This window comes from Corallococcus interemptor (assembly GCF_003668875.1).
Classification (GTDB): Bacteria; Myxococcota; Myxococcia; order Myxococcales; family Myxococcaceae; genus Corallococcus; species Corallococcus interemptor.
In genome coordinates this window covers 1-16,324 of record NZ_RAWM01000094.1, presented here as the reverse complement: position 1 = coordinate 16,324, position 16,324 = coordinate 1, and the positions used below count along the sequence as shown (strand labels likewise).

At 70.9% G+C, this 16,324-nt stretch carries 13 protein-coding genes and 2 tRNA genes; 4 read left to right on the top strand and 11 right to left on the bottom strand.

The genetic code is table 11. The features are described 5' to 3' along the window. Positions 1-8 precede the first annotated feature (8 nt). On the top strand, positions 9-2,333 hold the full coding sequence (locus D7X96_RS27370) for an HAD family hydrolase (RefSeq protein WP_121771094.1): 2,325 nt from the start codon (positions 9-11) through the stop codon (positions 2,331-2,333). Between the two features lie 3 nt (positions 2,334-2,336). On the opposite strand, the gene D7X96_RS27365 is transcribed toward D7X96_RS27370, so the two are convergent. The 8 genes from D7X96_RS27365 to D7X96_RS27330 form a co-directional block, all read right to left on the bottom strand. Beyond that, the gene (locus D7X96_RS27365; protein WP_279637407.1) at positions 2,337-4,868 is read right to left on the bottom strand and encodes a glycosyltransferase; all 2,532 of its coding nucleotides are present in this window, start codon (positions 4,866-4,868) and stop codon (positions 2,337-2,339) included. Between the two features lie 63 nt (positions 4,869-4,931). Next, complete coding sequence (locus D7X96_RS27360; protein ID WP_121771093.1) at positions 4,932-6,281, bottom strand: ABC transporter ATP-binding protein; 1,350 nt, start codon at positions 6,279-6,281, stop codon at positions 4,932-4,934. After that, a complete protein-coding gene (locus D7X96_RS27355) occupies positions 6,282-7,061 on the bottom strand; it encodes an ABC transporter permease (RefSeq protein WP_120546706.1) in 780 nt (259 codons plus the stop codon). It lies immediately after the preceding gene. A gap of 164 nt (positions 7,062-7,225) precedes the next feature. Continuing rightward, positions 7,226-7,300 (bottom strand) — tRNA-Gly (locus tag D7X96_RS27350). A 30-nt stretch (positions 7,301-7,330) separates the two neighbouring features. Next, a tRNA-Gly gene (locus D7X96_RS27345) sits at positions 7,331-7,405 on the bottom strand. Between the two features lie 74 nt (positions 7,406-7,479). Further along, positions 7,480-8,169, bottom strand: coding sequence for a CDP-diacylglycerol--glycerol-3-phosphate 3-phosphatidyltransferase (pgsA, locus tag D7X96_RS27340; protein ID WP_120546705.1), 690 nt, complete (start codon positions 8,167-8,169; stop codon positions 7,480-7,482). Between the two features lie 11 nt (positions 8,170-8,180). Continuing rightward, positions 8,181-9,830: a tetratricopeptide repeat protein gene (locus D7X96_RS27335; RefSeq protein WP_121771092.1), complete on the bottom strand. Its 1,650-nt coding sequence runs from the start codon at positions 9,828-9,830 to the stop codon at positions 8,181-8,183. Then, positions 9,787-10,476, bottom strand: a complete 690-nt coding sequence (locus D7X96_RS27330) for a lytic transglycosylase domain-containing protein (protein WP_120546703.1) — start codon at positions 10,474-10,476, stop codon at positions 9,787-9,789. The genes D7X96_RS27335 and D7X96_RS27330 overlap by 44 nt, the downstream gene beginning before the upstream one ends. Positions 10,477-10,565: 89 nt before the next feature. Here D7X96_RS27330 and nadB point away from each other — a divergent pair, with 89 nt between their 5' ends. From nadB to D7X96_RS27315, 3 genes are read left to right on the top strand one after another with little or no spacing between them, the layout of a single operon-like run. Next, complete coding sequence (gene nadB / locus D7X96_RS27325) at positions 10,566-12,152, top strand: L-aspartate oxidase (protein WP_120546702.1); 1,587 nt, start codon at positions 10,566-10,568, stop codon at positions 12,150-12,152. A 6-nt stretch (positions 12,153-12,158) separates the two neighbouring features. Further along, complete coding sequence (locus tag D7X96_RS27320) at positions 12,159-12,920, top strand: rhomboid family intramembrane serine protease (protein ID WP_121725087.1); 762 nt, start codon at positions 12,159-12,161, stop codon at positions 12,918-12,920. Between the two features lie 2 nt (positions 12,921-12,922). Then, a complete protein-coding gene (locus D7X96_RS27315; RefSeq protein WP_120546700.1) occupies positions 12,923-13,525 on the top strand; it encodes an LOG family protein in 603 nt (200 codons plus the stop codon). Positions 13,526-13,546: 21 nt separating this feature from the next. On the opposite strand, the gene D7X96_RS27310 is transcribed toward D7X96_RS27315, so the two are convergent. Genes D7X96_RS27310 through D7X96_RS27300 form a run of 3 tightly spaced genes read right to left on the bottom strand, consistent with a single transcriptional unit; the run spans position 13,547 to position 16,068 of the window. Further along, entirely contained in the window at positions 13,547-14,176 is a 630-nt protein-coding gene (locus D7X96_RS27310) for a hypothetical protein (RefSeq protein ID WP_120546699.1), read from the bottom strand. Then, positions 14,173-14,748, bottom strand: coding sequence for an orotate phosphoribosyltransferase (pyrE, locus tag D7X96_RS27305; protein ID WP_120546698.1), 576 nt, complete (start codon positions 14,746-14,748; stop codon positions 14,173-14,175). The genes D7X96_RS27310 and pyrE overlap by 4 nt, the downstream gene beginning before the upstream one ends. 3 nt (positions 14,749-14,751) lie before the next feature. Beyond that, on the bottom strand, positions 14,752-16,068 hold the full coding sequence (locus tag D7X96_RS27300; RefSeq protein ID WP_121771091.1) for a ParB/RepB/Spo0J family partition protein: 1,317 nt from the start codon (positions 16,066-16,068) through the stop codon (positions 14,752-14,754). Positions 16,069-16,324 lie beyond the last annotated feature (256 nt).

Below are 16,324 nucleotides of genomic sequence, written 5' to 3'. Positions count from 1 at the left end.
GGAAGCAGATGACAGCCCGCCGTGAACCCGCAGCGGCCGCGCTGCTTCCCGCCCTTCAGCGCTGGGCGGTGGAGACCGCGCGCGACCTGTACCTGACGCAGAAGGGCGCCCCCGCCGCCACGAAGCACCCGCGCGCGACGCCCGGCGAGCGCATGTCCGTCATCGCGTCGGAGGCCCTGCCGCTGAACGTGGTGGAGGGCCTGTCCCAGGCCTCGCGCCTGTTCCGCGCGGACGAAGCGCCGCCCATCGAATCCTCGCCCTTCTCCACGCTGCGCGAGCGGCTGCTCACGGCGACGGCGGGCTACGACGTGGTGGGCTTCGACGTCTTCAACACGCTGGTGGTGCGCAGCGTGGAGGGCGAGTGGCTCAAGACGGCCGTGGCGCGCGCCTTCCACACGCGCCTCAAGGCGCTGGTGCACCCCAAGGCGATGCCCACGGTGGCGCAGGTGCGTCAGCGCCGCTTCGCCCTGGAGATGGAGATCGCCGGGGAGCAGGTGGCCCAGGGCCGCGACAACGAAGTGGACTTCGAGGAGCTGGTCCAGCGCTGGGCGGGCAGCTGGGTGCCGCGTGAGCCGCTGCGCTCGCGCATGGCCCAGGAGCTGCGCGCGCTGGAGATTGAGCTGGAGAAGCGGGCCCTGCGCCCCGCGCCGGGCATCCACGAGGTGCTGTCCGCGCTGAAGGCCCAGGGCAAGCGGCTCATCTTCGTGAGCGACATGTACCTGTCGCAGCCGCTCTTGCGCGAGCTGCTGCGGCACTGCGGGCTGGAGCAGTACTTCGACGCGGGCTACGTCTCCATCGACGAGGGGCTGCGCAAGGCGTCCGGCCGGCTCTTCCCGCGCGTGCTGGAGCGCGAAGGGCTCAAGCCCGAGCAGCTCTTCTTCGTGGGCGACGACGAGAACGCGGACAACGTGCAGCCGCGCCGGCTGGGCATCCCCACCCTGCGCATCGACGACCCGGACGAGAAGCAGCGCCGCCGCCGGCTGGAGTCCGCGCAGAAGGCCGTGGAGCAGAACCCGTACTGGGCCGCGCACTACGTGGACGTGGTGCTGGGCAACGAGGCCCAGCACGTCCGCGCGCCGGACGACGACCCCAGCTACCAGCTGGGCCGCACGCTGGCGCCGGGCATCGTCGCCTTCGTGGTGGACGTCATCGAGCGCTCGGAGAAGCTGGGCATCGACCACGTCTACTTCCTCGCGCGCGAGGGCCTGACGCTGCTCAAGGTCTTCGCCCTCCTGAAGGACTCCGGGTTGTTCCCCCGGATGCCCCAGGCGCACTACCTGTTCGTCAGCCGGGCCTCCACCATCCTCGCCTCCATGCGCGAGCTGAGCTGGGAGGAGGTGCACCGCTTCTGGCGCCAGTACAGCCGCCAGTCGCTGCGCGGCCTGCTCAAGAACCTGTCGCTGCCCCAGGACGAGTTCATCCGGCTGGCCGCCGAGTGCGGCCTCACCGACCCGGACCGCCCCATCGTGGAGCCCACGAAGGACGCCGCCTTCCAGCGCTTCCTCGCGTCGCGCCGCGTGCGCGTGGCCTTCCACCAGCGCCGCGACGAGGCGCGCGCCCGGCTGTCCCGCTACCTGGAGTACCGCGGGATGATGGGCCTGAAGCGCACGGCGCTCGTGGACATCGGGTGGAAGGGCAGCATGCAGGACAACCTGATGCGCGCCTTCGAGCACGACGCGCGCTTCCCGGAGCTGCACGGCTTCTATCTGGCCTACGTCCCGGACGGGCAGCCCCAGCCGAAGAACTCCTTCAAGTACGGCTACCTGGCGGACCTGCGGCGCAACGATCTGGAAGAGGCGGACTTCCTGCGCAACACCGCCATCTTCGAGATGATCACCACGGCGAACCACGGCAGCACGGTGCGCTATGGGCAGAACCCCTGGGCGCCGCACCTGCCCATGCCGGAGCTGCTGCATCACGACCAGGAGAAGGACAACAGCGCCCGCTTCTTCCGCCGCGTGCAAGAGGGCATGTACGACTACGCGCGGGACTTCGCGCGCCTGTCTCCGCTGCTGCGCTTCACCGCGGAGGAGCTGCAGCCCGGCACGCTCCAGGAGCTCTTGCGCTACACGCGCTACCCCACGGAGCAGGAGGCGCGCGAGTTCCTCAAGTACTCGCACGTGGAGAGCTTCGGCGTGCACGAGGTCACCACCTTCGGCCTGAAGCTGGAGCTGAAGAAGCTCGCGCAGGTGGGCTCGGTGAAGGGGGCGATCAAAGAGGCCTGGAAGGCCTTCGAGACGAACCCCTGGCGTGACTCCGTGGTGCGCCGCAGCGGCGTGCCGCTGGCGAACCTGGCCTACGACGCCTGGTTCACCTGGCGGGCCATCCGCTAGCCGTCACGCTGGCGGGCGGCGCGCGCTGGGCACTTCATGGGCCAGCGTGCGCACCGCCAGCGCCTCGCCGTCCTCCGGGTGACGGCGCAGGTCGCAGTCCCCCGACAGGAGCGTGAGGTTGGGGTTGTAGTAGGGGTCGCCCTTCAACAGCCACGGCCGGTACGACGTGAACGAGCGCCAGTAGTCCGGCTCCGGGATGGCGTCCGTGCGGCGGCTGGCGGACTCGTGGTGCACCACGCGCGCGAAGGGCGTGCACACCACGCGCAGGCCCCGGGTGTGCAGCCGCAGGCCCAGGTCCACGTCGCTGCCGCACAGCAGGAAGCGCTCGTCGAAGCCGCCCAGCGCGTCGAAGAGGGGCCGGCGGATCATCACGCACGCGCTGGTGACGGACAGCCAGTTGCGCACCCACTCCGTGTGGCCGAACGGCGTGACGATGGGCCCGTCCGGCAGGCGCCAGAAGGGGTGGCCCGCCATGCCCGTCATCCCCACGACGATGCCCGCGTGCTGCACGGTGCCTTCCGGGAAGAGGAGCTTCGCGCCCACCGCGCCCACCTCCGGGCGCTGCGCGTGGGACACCAGCTCCGTGAGCCAGCCCGGGTCCACCACTTCCATGTCGTTGTTGAGGAAGAGCAGCAGCTCGCCCGTGGCCTGCCCCGCCGCCCAGTTGTTGATGGCCGGGTAGTTGAAGGGGAAGTCCCAGGTGCGCTTCACCACGCGCGGATCATCGAGCGTGTCCAGCAGCGCGAAGGTCTCCGGGCGGACGCTGTTGTTGGACACGAGCACCAGCTCGTAGTGCGTGTACGTGGTGCGCGTGAGCAGCGTGTCCGTGAGCGTCTTGAGCAGGTCCGGCCGGTCCTTGAACGGGACGATGATGGACACCTTCGGGGTGCCCCGGACGGCGTAGCGCACGCGGTAGCGGCCCGGCCCCGGCACCGTCACCTCGGCGTCCTCGCCCCGGCGGGTCAGGTGCTCGGCGAGCGCGCGGCGGCCCTCCTGGGACACCTGCCCCGTGACGCCGTTGCGCCGGTGGTAGAGCAGGTGCGGCACGTGGCCGATGCGCTCCGACGCCTCGCTGACGCGCAGGAAGAGGTCGTACTCCTCCGCGCCCGGGAAGCCCTCGCGGAAGCCGCCCACGGACTCCACCAGCGCGCGGCGCACCATCACGCCGCGCCCCAGGTAGTCCACGGAGCGGAGCAGGTCCGGAGACCAGTCCGGCTTGAAGAACGGATGGGTGCGGCGCCCGCGCGTGTCCAGCCGGTCCTCGTCGGCGTAGACGACGTCCAGGCCGGGGTCCGCGCCCAGCACGCGCGCCACCTCCGCCAGCGCATGGGGCGCGAGCGTGTCCTCCGCGCCCAGCACGCCCACGAAGTCACCGCTCGCGGCCTGCAGGCCCACGCGCAGCGCGCGGGCGAGGTCCGTGGGCCCGCTGAGCGTCACCCGGCGGATGCGCGGCTGGCGGCGCGACGAGCCCCACGGCTCCGGCAGCGCGGGACCGTCCTCCGGCCCCACGAGCACCAGCTCCCACTCCGGATAGAGCTGGGCCTCCACGGACGCGAGGCATTCGCGCAGGTGCGAGGGGCAGGCCCCCGCGGTGGCCACCAGCAGCGACAGCCGGGGACGGCGCGGCAGCCGCGCCACGGACTCGCGAGCGGCCGTGATGTCCGCGGCCTCGCGCAGCGTGCACCAGTGGTGGAAGTCCTCCAGCGCGGGCACGGGAGGAGGCGGCGTGCGCACGCCGAGGATGGCGGCCAGCGCCACCACCGCCTCGCCGTTGAAGCGCGACTGCCGGCGCAGCACCTCGCGCCACAGCGGCGCGGAGGCCCGGACGCCCCGGGGCAGCCCCGGCCGGTCCCACGGAGACGCCAGCGCCACCAGCCGCGCCACCCGGTGCGTTGCATCCATCGGAGACGGAGTCCCGACTCCCGGCGCGGCGGCGACGCTCAACAGCGTCTCCCGCATCAGCGCGTTCCACTCCGCCTGGCGCGCGAGCAGCGGCTCCAGCACGGGCCGCATCGCCTTGCGCCACGCGCGCCACGCCAGCTTCCAGGCCAGGTCCACCGGAGCGAAGCTTCTTGGTTCGCGCCCCTTCGCCGAGCCTCGCGCGTCCAGTTGCTCGCGGACCCAGTCCGTCAGGTCCTCGCGGGTGCCCTGGTCGCGCCGGGCCTCCAGGCGCTCCAGCACGCGCAGCACGCGCTGGTTGAAGGCAGCCTGGGGCTTCAGGAGCTCGACGTGGAGCGGGCGCAGCCCCAGCACGAAGGCGCGCTTGGCGGCCGTCACCCACTGCCCTCCCGCGGCGCGGTGCGAGGGCGGCACGGAGAAGTCGAACGGGACGGCGAGCCGGGCCGCGGCCAGCAACGGCGACAGCGGCGTGCTGGCCGGGGGCACCCGCCTTCGCAGCTGCTCCGTCAGCGCCGCGAGCTCCCGCGCATCGCCCGATGAAGGCTCCGCGCGCAGGGCCGCGATGCGCTCGGCGAGCTCACCGGCGGACGAAGCTGTCTGCCCCCCCTCGGGCATGGTGTGGAACAAGGTACTCACTTCCCAGGCGCCTCCCCTTCTTCAAGGCCCCGGGCCGCGGCACGCGGGTGGGCCTCCTCCCCCTCAGGAGGCCGCTGCATGCTTGGACACGGAGACCGCCTGGACGGGAGCGGCCGGAGCCTCCTCCACCACCCAGGTGTGCTCCGGCCGGAAGACTCCCCGGTCATCGTGCTCCGTGCTCACGGAGAAGGTGCAGCGCGCTTCCCGGCCCGGCTCCGGGTTCGCGTTGTTGCCCGTCTTCAGCTCCACGCTCAGCACGTAGGAGCCTCCCAACAGTCCCACCCGGGGAAGCAGGAAGCGCAGCCGTCCCTGCGGCGGCAGCGGCGAAGGCAGCGGCACCCGGTCCGACCGGGTGCTCGTCACGTACAGCACCGCTCCGTCCGCGGTGGACAGCGTGAGGACGAACTCCACGTCCTCCACCGACTCGCGCGCCACGTAGTCGATGCAGACCTCCGCCTGCGTCTCCGAGGTGAGGAGCCCCAGCTCCTCACCGCGCGGCCCCACCAGCCCCACCCGCGACACGGCCACCGGCGGCGACGCGGGAGGCTCGTCCCGCACCACCGGGCCCTCCGGCAGCGAGGGGAGCGCTCCGCCCCCTTCGGTCAGCGCCGGAGGCGTGAACACCGTGGAGCGCGCCTCCGCGAGCGACACCGCCTGGCGGTACTCCGCGGCGATCTCCGACGGGGTGCCCACGCGGCGGATCCGCCCGCCGTCCAGCCACGCCGCCTGATCACACCAGCGCTCCACGGTGGACATGTCGTGCGTGACGAGGACGATGGTCTTCCCCAGCCGCTTGAACTCCGTCATCTTCGCGAGGCTCTTCTTGCTGAAGTGCTCGTCGCCGACGGCGAGGATCTCATCGATGATGAGGATGTCCGGGTCCACGTGCGTGGCCACGGAGAACGCCAGGCGCATGTACATGCCGCTGGAGTACGTGCGCACCGGCTCGTCGATGAACTCCCCCAGCTCGCTGAACGCGATGATGTCGTCCATCTTCGCGCGCACCTCGGCCCGCGACATGCCGAGGATGATGCCGTTGATGAGGATGTTCTCCCGGCCGGAGAAGTCCGGGTGGAAGCCCGCGCCCAGGTCCAGCAGCGCGGAGATGCGCCCGTTCACCTGGATGCTGCCGGACGTGGGCGTGTAGATGCCGGTGATCAGCTTGAGCAGCGTGCTCTTGCCGGAGCCGTTGCGCCCCAGGATGGCCACCGTCTGGCCCTTGGGGATGCGCAGGTTCACGCCGCGCAGGGATTCAATGAAGCGGTTGCCCTGGGCGGCCGCGTTGCGCTGTCCGCGCAGCCAGCGCACGAGCTCCGACTTGAACGTGGTGTACTCGCCCCGGATGGTCTTCTTCCGGAAGCTCTTCACCACGTCCTGGATGACGATGGCGTCCTCGGTCGGTGACTGGACCATCTAGATGGACTCCGCGAACTCCTCGCGGCGGCTCTCGAAGATCTGCGTGGACCCCCACAGCAGCACGAGCGAGACGCCCAGGAGCGACACGAGCGGCACCGGGTCCGGCAACTGGTGCTCGTAGAAGATGGCCTGGTACGAGGTGATGAGGATGGACATCGGATTGAGCACCTGCAGCACGCGCCGGTACTCCTCCGGGATGGTGGACAGCCGGTAGAGCACCGGCGTCATGAAGAACCACAGCGTCATCAGGTTCATCACGATGTGCTGCAGGTCCCGGAACGTCACGTTGAACGCGCTGACCGCGTACACCATGGCGAAGGTGAAGCACATCTGCACCAGCACCACGACCGGGAACAGCGCCACGTGCCAGGACGGCACCACGCCAAAGAGCAGCCCCAGCGCCACCATCAGGGGCAGTGAGAAGACGAAGTTGCAGAAGTTCGTGGCCACCACCGTGGCCGGCAGCACCTGGGCCGGGAAGCGCACCTTGGTGAGCAGGTCGCGCCGGTCGCTGATGGCGCTGGCCCCCGCCGACACCGACGTGGAGAACCAGATCCACGGCAACAGGCCCACGAACATGAAGTAGGCGTAGTTGGTGATCTGGTTCTTCATGAACACGCCGAACAGCAGCGCGTACACCAGCATGTGCAGGGTGGGGTTCAGGAACGTCCAGAAGAAGCCCAGCACCGAGCCGCGATAGCGCGCCTTCAGCTCGCGCTGCACCAGGCTGAGGAGGAGCCCCCGGTACGAGTAGAGTTCCCGGAAGTTACGAATCATGCGCCGGTATCCATACCGCAAAGGGTCCGCCGGTGGCGAACGCTCGGGAACAGCGGGCCGCCAGCCCCTCGCGCGCCCGCCTGCCGTGAGGCGCCCTGACCACGGGCACGCCCTGGAGCCTGGAGAAAGAAAAAGGCCCCCTGGTTTCCCAGAGGGCCTTCGATTGGAGCGGGAAAAGGGATTTGAACCCTCGACCCTCGCCTTGGCAAGGCGATGCTCTACCGCTGAGCTATTCCCGCATCAGGTACTGCGGTGCTGCGTGCTTCGATTGGAGCGGGAAAAGGGATTTGAACCCTCGACCCTCGCCTTGGCAAGGCGATGCTCTACCGCTGAGCTATTCCCGCATCAGGTACCGCGTGCTGCCCGGTCAGTGCCGCCCCGGAAGTGGGGCGGGATATACAGAGGCCTCCCAGACACGTCAAACACTTTTCGCATCCGGATCCGCCCCACCCCGCCGGGCGAGCATGCCGAGGAACGCACGGAAGTACACGACCGCGCTCCACACGGAGAAGGCGCCAGACAGGTACACCAGCACCTTGCCCACCTGGTTGTAGTCCACGGTGACGGTGCGGAAGCCCAGGTCCAGCGGGTGCACGTAGTGGACGCACAGGGAGATGATCCCCACCAGCTGGAGGGACGTCTTCCACTTCCCCTCCTGCCCCGCGGCGATGACCATGCCCTCGCTGGCGGCGATGGTGCGCAGGCCGGTGACGATGAACTCGCGGGCCAGCAGCACGATGACGACCCACGCGGCGATGCGGCCCAGGCGGACCATCATCACCAGGGCGGCCATGGCGATGAGCTTGTCCGCCAGCGGATCCATGAACTTGCCCACCACGGTGATGAGGTTCCAGCGGCGGGCAAGGTAGCCGTCGATGACGTCGGTGATGGCGGCCACCGCGAACACCAGGGCGGCCAGCAGCGAGTGCAGCGGGTCCGCGTCGTAGGTGAGCCAGACGAACACGGGGATGAGGAGGATGCGCCCCAGCGTCAGCATGTTGGGCAGGTTCCAGAACTCCTGCACCAGGATGCTGGGACGGCGGGACGCGCGGCGGCGGGCCCGCTCCTCGCGCTTGCGCTGCTTCCTGAGGGCTCGCTCGGTGGCCATGGGCGCGCGTTCTACCGGACCCCGGGTGCGATGAGGGCAAATCCTTCACCGCCCAGCTCCACCGCGGCCTTCAGTGTCGCCCCGCCAGCGGACGTCACCAGCGGCACCACGCGGGGGGTGAGGTTGCCCACCCAGCCCACCAGGTGCGTCAGCGGCACCGACACCGGCTGGTCCATGGCCACCGGCACCGAGCGCAGCGGCCCCGTCAGGCTGAGCAGCACCCGCCCCTGCCCGCGCAGGTGCACCAGGTCCAGGTCCTGGGCCAGGTCCGACGGCACGCGGCCGTTCTCGAAGACGACGGGCTCCTCGAAGGCGAAGACGCACGGGTCGCGCAGGTAGACGGACTCGTCGTCCAGCGACACCGCCACCCACTGACGCCCGGACACGGGCTCCAGGTGCAGCGTGCCCTGCCCCCGGGCGCGCACCATGGCCCCGTCGCCCTCGCCAAAGGGCTTGTCCGTGGCCCGGCCCCGGAAGCGCTTCATCTCCGGCTCGAAGGTGACCTGCCCGCGCACGGCGGACAGCCCCTCCAGGCGCGTGAGCAGCTCTCCGTCCACCGCGACCGTCAGGCCCGCCGGGCCCTGCGTGAAGGACTGGCCCGGCGTTGCATTGGGCAGCGCCAGCGTGGGCACCCACTCGGTGAGCACGGGCGGGTTCACGCCCGGTCCGGCGTCCGGCGTGGAGGGCCGGGGCGCCCGAGCCGGCTCGGCGGCGGCGGCCGGCTCACTCGTGGCCAGCGCGGCGAAGGTCTCATCGAAGGCGGCGCCGGGCCCGGACTCCAGTTGGGACGCGAGGACGGGCGGCTCCTCGGAGACCTCAATCTCCTCCGAAACCGGCGTGGGGGGCAGCTCGTCGGCGACCTCGACGTCGGCCCCGGAGGTGTCCGCGTCCGTGGTCGCGGCGAGCTCCGCGTCCTCGTCCTGGTACGCACTCGCGCCAGGTGGCCCCTCGTCCTCGGCGAAAAGCAGGTCGTCGTCCGGAGGCTTCGCGGCCGCCTGGGCTGGCGTGCCCGCGCGGGGGCTCGGGGGGGCTTCATCCAGGCCGAACTGGGCGCCCCAGTCGCTCTCTCCCGAGGACGACGCGGGCGCGGGCGGCGTGGCGCGCGCCTCCTGCTCCTCTTCCTGCGCCTCCTCGCGCGGACGGACCGTGGGGGGCGCGGGCGGACGGCTGTAGCCCTCACCGGCGATGGCGCGCGACATCTTCTCCGCCATGGCGTCGCTGCCGGACAGCAGGAAGTGCTCGCGCGCGCGGCCGTACTCGCCCATCTGGGCGAAGGTCAGGCCCAGGTAGTTGTGGGCCTTCTTGTGGTCCGGGGCCAGGTCGGTGGCCGTCTCGAACTCTCGCGCGGCGCGCTGGAGCGCGTTCGTCTTCAGGTAGACGAGCCCCAGGTTCACGCGCAGCGTCGGGTCCACCGGGTTGTCCCGCACGAGCATCTCGTACAGGTCCGCGGCGCGGTCGAAGAGGCCCAGCTTGAAATACGTCAGGCCCAGGAGGTTCTGGGCCTTCTCGTGGCGCGGCTGGAGCGCGTGCGCACGCTCCAGGAAGTCCTTCGCTTCGGTGACCTTGCCGGCGCCCAGCAGTTCGCTTCCGCGCTGGAGCTGCTGCAGGAACTCCTCGTCAGCGGGGCCCGGCGACTTCGTCCCCTTCGTGCGCGTCGTCATTCTCGGATGTGGGCTCACGGCTGCTGGCCTCGGCCTGGGCGAGCCGCTCGCGCTCCTTGTAGTGGTAGTAGAGCTGGAGGACCTTGCGCACGTATTCCTGCGTCTCGGCGTACGGCGGCACCTGGCCTCCGTACTTCTTCACCGCGTCCGGGCCGGCGTTGTACGCGGCGACCATCTTCACCATGTCGCCGTCGAACATGTTGGCCAGCACGCGCAGGTAGCGCACGCCACCCTCGATGTTGTCCTTCGAGTCGAAGATGTCCTTCACATACATGTCCGACGCGGTGCCCGGCATGAGCTGCATCAGCCCGCTGGCGCCCTTGTGGCTGAGCGCGTTCGGGTTGAAGTTGCTCTCCGTGTGCATGATGGCGCGCACCAGCGCCGGCGGGATGCGGTAGCGCAGCGCCGCGTTGGTGATGTGCGGATCCAGCTCCGTGGGCGTCTTCGAGCGGCCCCGCACGGGCGCGGACTTGGCCGGCGCCGGCGTGAAGGTCCCGGACAGCTTGCGAGCCTTGCGCGCGCCGCCGGGGGGCACGTTCGTGTAGACGATGGTGCCGTCCTTCTCCACGTAGCTGTAGATGCCGTCGGAGGCATGCGCCGGGAGGGCGGCGGTCAGCAGGACGACGAGGGCGGTCAGGGCACGCATGGCGGCGGTGCGAAACCTTAGACAACACCCGGAAAGTCCTCAAGAAAACGCCTTGTTTCCAGCACTTACCGCCGTTAAGGCTGTCCGCCATGCCCCATCGGTTTGATTTCCTGGTCATGGGCGGCGGCGTGGCAGGCCTGTCGTTCGCCCTGCAGGCGGCCCAGCACGGCACGGTCGCCGTGCTCACCAAGCGCGAGCGCGGCGAGGGCAACACCGCCTACGCGCAGGGGGGTATCGCGGGCGTCCTGTCCCCCACGGACACCTTCGACGCGCACATCGACGACACGCTGGTGGCGGGCGCGGGCCTGTGCCACCGCGACGCGGTGGAGGTGACGGTGCGCGAGGGGCCCGCGCGCCTCAAGGAGCTGGTGGCGCTGGGCGCGGCGTTCGATCAGCGCGCCGGCGAGTTCGACCTCACGCGCGAGGGCGGCCACTCCGCCCGGCGCATCATCCACGCGGGCGACATCACGGGCCGCGAGGTGCAGCGCGCGCTCCTGGCCGCGTGCGACGCGCAGCCCAACATCACCTTCTTCCAGAACACGGCCGCCATCGACCTCATCCTGGACCGCCGTCCCCACACTCCGGCCGGCAGCCGGTGCCTGGGCACGTACGCGCTGATGGAGGACGGCTCCATCGAGCGGTTCCTCTCCAAGGTGACGGTGCTGGCCACTGGCGGCGCGGGCAAGGTGTACCTCTACACGTCCAACCCGGACGTCGCGACGGGCGACGGCGTGGCCATGGCGTACCGCGCGGGCGCGCGCGTGGCGAACATGGAGTTCTACCAGTTCCACCCCACGTGCCTCTTCCACCCGGAGGCCAAGAGCTTCCTCATCAGCGAGGCCCTGCGCGGCGAGGGCGGCAAGCTGCGGCTCAAGGGCGGCCAGACGTTCATGGACCGCTACCACCCCATGCGGGACCTGGCCCCGCGCGACGTGGTGGCGCGCGCCATCGACGCGGAGCTCAAGCGCACGGGCAACGACTGCGTCTACCTGGACATGACGCACCTGGGCCGCGCGTACCTCACGGAGCGCTTCCCCAACATCTACGCCACCTGCAAGGCCTTCAACATCGACATGGCGGTGCAGCCCATCCCCGTCGTGCCCGCGGCCCACTACCAGTGCGGCGGCGTGGTGACGGACCTGCACGGGCGCACCAACATCCCGGGCCTGTACGCCATCGGTGAGGTGTCCTGCACGGGCCTGCACGGCGCGAACCGGCTCGCGTCCAACTCGCTCCTGGAGGGCCTGGTCTTCGGCCACCGCGCGGTGCAGGTGGCGTCGGAGGAGCTGGCGTCGCTGACGCTGCCGAAGGAGGACCCGCCGGCCTGGGACTCCGGCAGCGCGGTGGACTCCGACGAGAGCGTGGTCGTCACCCACAACTGGGATGAGATCCGCCGGCTGATGTGGAACTACGTGGGCATCGTCCGCACGGACAAGCGGCTGATGCGCGCGCGGCGGCGGCTGGAGCTGTTGCGCGAGGAGATCCGCGACTACTACTGGCGCTTCAAGGTCACCCGCGACGTGATTGAGCTGCGCAACATCGCGGAGGTGGCGCACCTCATCGTGGACTGCGCGAGCCGCCGCAAGGAGAGCCGGGGCCTGCACTACACCCTGGACTACCCGCATACGGACGAGCACCAGGGCACGCGCGACACCCTCCTCTCCCGGGAGCTGTGAGCACCCATGTCCCGTCCTCGCGGCATGATGGATGACCTCCCCGGCCCCTCCGGGCTGGGAGACGAACAGGGCCCCCGTGGGCAGGACGGGGGCGGACCGCCTCCGGGCCCCCAGCAGCCCAGGCCCAAGCTGCCCACGCCCTACGTCAGCTTCGCCATCATCGCGGGCGCGGTGGTGATGTTCTTCCTGAGCGACTCGCTGGGCCGGAACCTGGTGACGCCCGAGGGCGGGCGCTACGGCGTCGTTGGGCCGCTGGCGCTCTATGGCCCGTGGGTCCGGGACGGCGAGTACTGGCGCCTGTTGGGCATGGTGTTCGAGCACGGCGGCCCGCTGCACCTGCTCTTCAACATGTCCGCCGTCTATTCGCTGGGCGCGTCGCTGGAGCGCGGCATCGGCAGCTGGCGGTTCCTGGCGCTGTCGCTCGTCACTGCGCTGGGCGGTTCGGCCTTCGCGCTCCTCTTCAACTTCAACACCGTGACGGTGGGCGCGTCCGGAATGATTCTGGGCTGGGGCGGCGCGATGCTGCCCATCCTCACCCAGCAGGGCCGCCGGGAGCACATGTTCTGGCTCGTGCAGGTGGCGGTCATCAGCCTGCTGCCGGGCGTGAGCTGGGCCGGGCACCTGGGCGGCTTCCTCTTCGGCCTGCCGTGTGGCCTGGCGCTGCGGCAGGGCACGAAGTTCTACTCGCGCGCCATCCCCGTCCTGCTCTTCATCGCCGCGGCGCTGGCCGTGGTGGCCGCCAATCCCCAGCGGCATGGATACTTCTGACCATGGCTGAGAACACCGTGCGCAGCGTCTGCGTCTTCTGTGGCTCGCGCTCCGGCGTGCGCGCCGAGTACCGCGAGGCCGCCGCCAGGATGGGCGCCGCGATGGCGAAGCGCGGGCTGACGCTCGTCTACGGCGGCGCCAGCGTGGGGTTGATGGGCGCGGTGGCGGACGCCGTCATCGCCCACGGCGGCAAGGCCGTGGGCGTGCTGCCCCACTTCATGGACGCGAAGGAGCTGGCCCACCCGCGCCTGACGGAGCTGCACCGGGTGGACTCCATGCACGCGCGCAAGGCGCTGATGGCCGAGCGCTCGGACGCCTTCGTCGCCCTGCCCGGCGGCTTCGGTACGCTGGATGAGCTCTTTGAAATCGTCACCTGGGCGCAGCTGGGCCTGCACCGCAAGCCCATGGGCCTGCTGGACGTGGACGGCTTCTTCCAGCCGCTGCTCGCGATGGCGAAGCAGATGGTGGAGGCGGGCTTCGTCCCGGAGACGCAGGGCATGCCCTTCGCGGTGAACGCTTCCCCGGACGCGCTGCTGGACCGCCTGATGGCGGGCCCCACCATGCCGCTCACGTCGAAGTGGCTGAAGGACGGTCAGCAGACCTGAGGGCCGTCCCTCGCCGCGTCCTCAGCGCGCGTGGACCTTCAGCTCCGCGTTCCCCAGCGACGAGGCGACGCGGAGCATCACCTGCTCGGTGCCCTCGGGGATGACGGGCTGGCCGTCGGTGAAGACCTTGGGGAAGCGCACCCGGTAGCCCACCCAGAAGAGGCTGGCGTAGGGGTAGTAGGCGCGCACGTTGAGGTCCGCCCGGCCCAGGCGGCGGATCTCCATGGGCGTGATTTCACCCGCGGGCGTCACCAGCGCGATGCGCCAGATGCTGTTGCGGTGGGCGAAGTCGTCGTAACGGTAGTCGTTGACGTGCACCGCCAGGAAGAACTCGTGGAACTTCGCCGCGTCCGCCTGTTCCTCCGCCAGCAGCTGCTCCACCTTCGCCGCGGGCAGCGCCTGGAAGATGGCGCGGCGGTGGATGCGGGCCTCGCGGAAGGCGGGCGTCTGGAACGTGGCCCCCGCGAAGACGCGCGTGTCGAAGCCGTCGTAGATCTCCCTGCGGTCCGAGTACCGGTCCAACACCGAGAGGTACGCGGACTCCTGCTTCGGATCATCCAGCGTGGGCGCGGGCTCCCCGACGACGGGGGGCGTGGTGGAGCAACCGCCCAGCACGCCCAGCAGCACCGCGGCCACCAGCAGCCTTCTCACGGGATGAAGTCCTTGCGCGTGAACAGCGTGGTGAGGCGGTGGCCGCCGGCCTCCACGGCCTCGCGTCCACCCTCCAGCCGGTCCACCAGCGCGAAGGCACCCAGCACCGTCAGGCCCTCCAGCTTCGCGCGCTCAATGGCCTTGATCGTGGACGCGCCCGTCGTGACGACGTCCTCCACGATGGCCACCGGGGCGCCGGGGCCCAGCGCGGACAGACCTTCAATCCACTGGCCGGTGCCGTGGCCCTTGGGCTCCTTGCGCACGATGAACGCGTGCAGGGGCTTCTGGCCGCCGCCCTCCAGGAAGCTGGTGAGGCTCACCGCCGACGCGAGCGGATCCGCGCCCAGCGTCAGCCCGCCCGCGGCCACCGCGGACGGAGCGTCCCGCCGGATGGCCTCCAGCAGCAGCCGGCCGATGAGGTAGTGGCCCTCGGCGAGCAGCGCGGTGCGCTTGCAGTCGATGTAGAAGTCCGACTCCTTGCCGGAGGAGAGCACCACGCGCCGGCGCTCGAAGGAGCGCTGCGTGAGCACCTCCAGCAGCCGGGCGCGGTCACGTTCGAGCGTTTCCGCCATGGCCTACAGACCCTCCAGGTACGCCACCAGCTGCGCCGAGTAGCGCAGCTGCATGAGCAGCTCCGCCTTGCGCGATTCGTCCAGCGCCGCGAACACGTCCGCCAGCAGCGACAGGTCCTGGTTGAGGGCGCCCATGCGCTGCGCGACGTCCACCGCCAGCTCGTCCGCGTCGATCTCCTCCTCGACGCCCTCCGGGGCCAGCGTCTCCTCGGTGGCGAGCGCCTTCTCCAGCATGTCGCGCACCGGCGCCGTCAGCCGGCCTTCGGCCTCCAGCGACGTGCGCTTGGCCTCCAGCACGTCGTGCTCCACCGGCGAGGCGTGGATGGCCTCCGCCAGGGACAACAGGAGCGCGTCCTCGTCGGACAGCTCCTCGTGCACGCGGACCTGGACCTGGTCGCGCTTGAGGAAGCGCAGCGCCGCCACGCGGCGGAAGCCGCAGATGAGCTGGTAGCGGTCCTCGCCGCGCGGGCGCACGTCCACCGGGAACAGCTGGCCCAACCGCGCCAGGTCCGTGGCCAGCTCGGACACGTCGCCCTCGTCCCGCAGGCGGAAGGTGGTGTCCTCCTCCAAACGCTCCAGCGGCAACACCATCGCCGTCACCTGTCCCATCACGCGCGGCTCGATGGCCTGCGCGTGGGGCTCCCCTTCCGAAATCGCCGCGCCTTCGCTGGCGCCCTGCTCCGAACCGTCTCCAGAGTCCGCGGAGCCAGTGGAGCCCGCGTCCTCCTGGCTCGCCCGGCTCGCCACGTCCCAGATGCCGGCGCTCAGGAGCGCGTCGTCCGCGCCCGACACCGGTCCGGAGCGCGGCTCCGCCAGCACGTCCTTCGCCTCGCCGCCGCCGTCGCTGCCCGTGCCGGAGGCGTCCTGGACGCTCTCGCCCGAGGACAGCTCCACGTAGCGGCCTGGGGACGGGGAGGCTTCGGTGCCCTCGCCCTGCCCCGCCGCGCCGGTGCCTTCCAGGCCGGAGCCCCCAGCCGAACCGCTGGAGGTCGCGGCGTCGTCACCGTGGGCCGCGCTGGACTCTCCGCCGGTCGTGGCGGCCTCGCCCCCGCTGCTGCTCGGGGACGCCATGCCCTCCGCGCTGGCGGTGCTCGCATCCGCCCCGCCCGGGGACGCTGCGTCCCCGGCACCGGCGGCCGCGAGCGTCTCCGTGCCCTCTCCGGACACGTCCGTCCGGGCCCCGCCCGCTTCAGCTTCAGCGCGGGGGGCACCTTCCGGCGTCACGTCTCCACTCGCGCCCTCGCCCTGCCGCGGCGCGGACGCTTCCGTCGCGCCGTCCTGCGGGGACGGCGTCGCATTCTCACCAGGTGTGCCCGGCATCCCTTCCTGTCCCTCGGCCCTGTGCTCGGCGTCCATGGTGGCACCCCCGGTTGTTCCACCCGCGCGCCGCCGGAACGACGGCGCGGCGGGCGGGCTTTAACGGGACTTCTTCACCACGACCTTCTTCTTCGCGCCAGCACCCATCACGCGGGGGACGGGCGCGCCGGCACTGCTCGCCTGCTCAGTGGCGGCCGGACGCGGAGGCTCCGGCGCCCGGGCCGTGGTCGCGGCGGGCGGCGGAGCCTCCGCGTCCGGC

Excerpts from the sequence above, each read along its gene's own strand:
- D7X96_RS27370 (WP_121771094.1), top strand. The coding sequence starts at position 9 with ATGACAGCCCGCCGTGAACCCGCAGCGGCCGCGCTGCTTCCCGCCCTT.
- D7X96_RS27360 (WP_121771093.1), bottom strand. The coding sequence starts at position 6,281 with ATGGTCCAGTCACCGACCGAGGACGCCATCGTCATCCAGGACGTGGTG.
- D7X96_RS27355 (WP_120546706.1), bottom strand. The coding sequence starts at position 7,061 with ATGATTCGTAACTTCCGGGAACTCTACTCGTACCGGGGGCTCCTCCTC.
- pgsA (WP_120546705.1), bottom strand. The coding sequence starts at position 8,169 with ATGGCCACCGAGCGAGCCCTCAGGAAGCAGCGCAAGCGCGAGGAGCGG.
- D7X96_RS27335 (WP_121771092.1), bottom strand. The coding sequence starts at position 9,830 with ATGACGACGCGCACGAAGGGGACGAAGTCGCCGGGCCCCGCTGACGAG.
- D7X96_RS27330 (WP_120546703.1), bottom strand. The coding sequence starts at position 10,476 with ATGCGTGCCCTGACCGCCCTCGTCGTCCTGCTGACCGCCGCCCTCCCG.
- nadB (WP_120546702.1), top strand. The coding sequence starts at position 10,566 with ATGCCCCATCGGTTTGATTTCCTGGTCATGGGCGGCGGCGTGGCAGGC.
- D7X96_RS27320 (WP_121725087.1), top strand. The coding sequence starts at position 12,159 with ATGTCCCGTCCTCGCGGCATGATGGATGACCTCCCCGGCCCCTCCGGG.
- D7X96_RS27315 (WP_120546700.1), top strand. The coding sequence starts at position 12,923 with ATGGCTGAGAACACCGTGCGCAGCGTCTGCGTCTTCTGTGGCTCGCGC.
- pyrE (WP_120546698.1), bottom strand. The coding sequence starts at position 14,748 with ATGGCGGAAACGCTCGAACGTGACCGCGCCCGGCTGCTGGAGGTGCTC.
- D7X96_RS27300 (WP_121771091.1), bottom strand. The coding sequence starts at position 16,068 with ATGCCGGGCACACCTGGTGAGAATGCGACGCCGTCCCCGCAGGACGGC.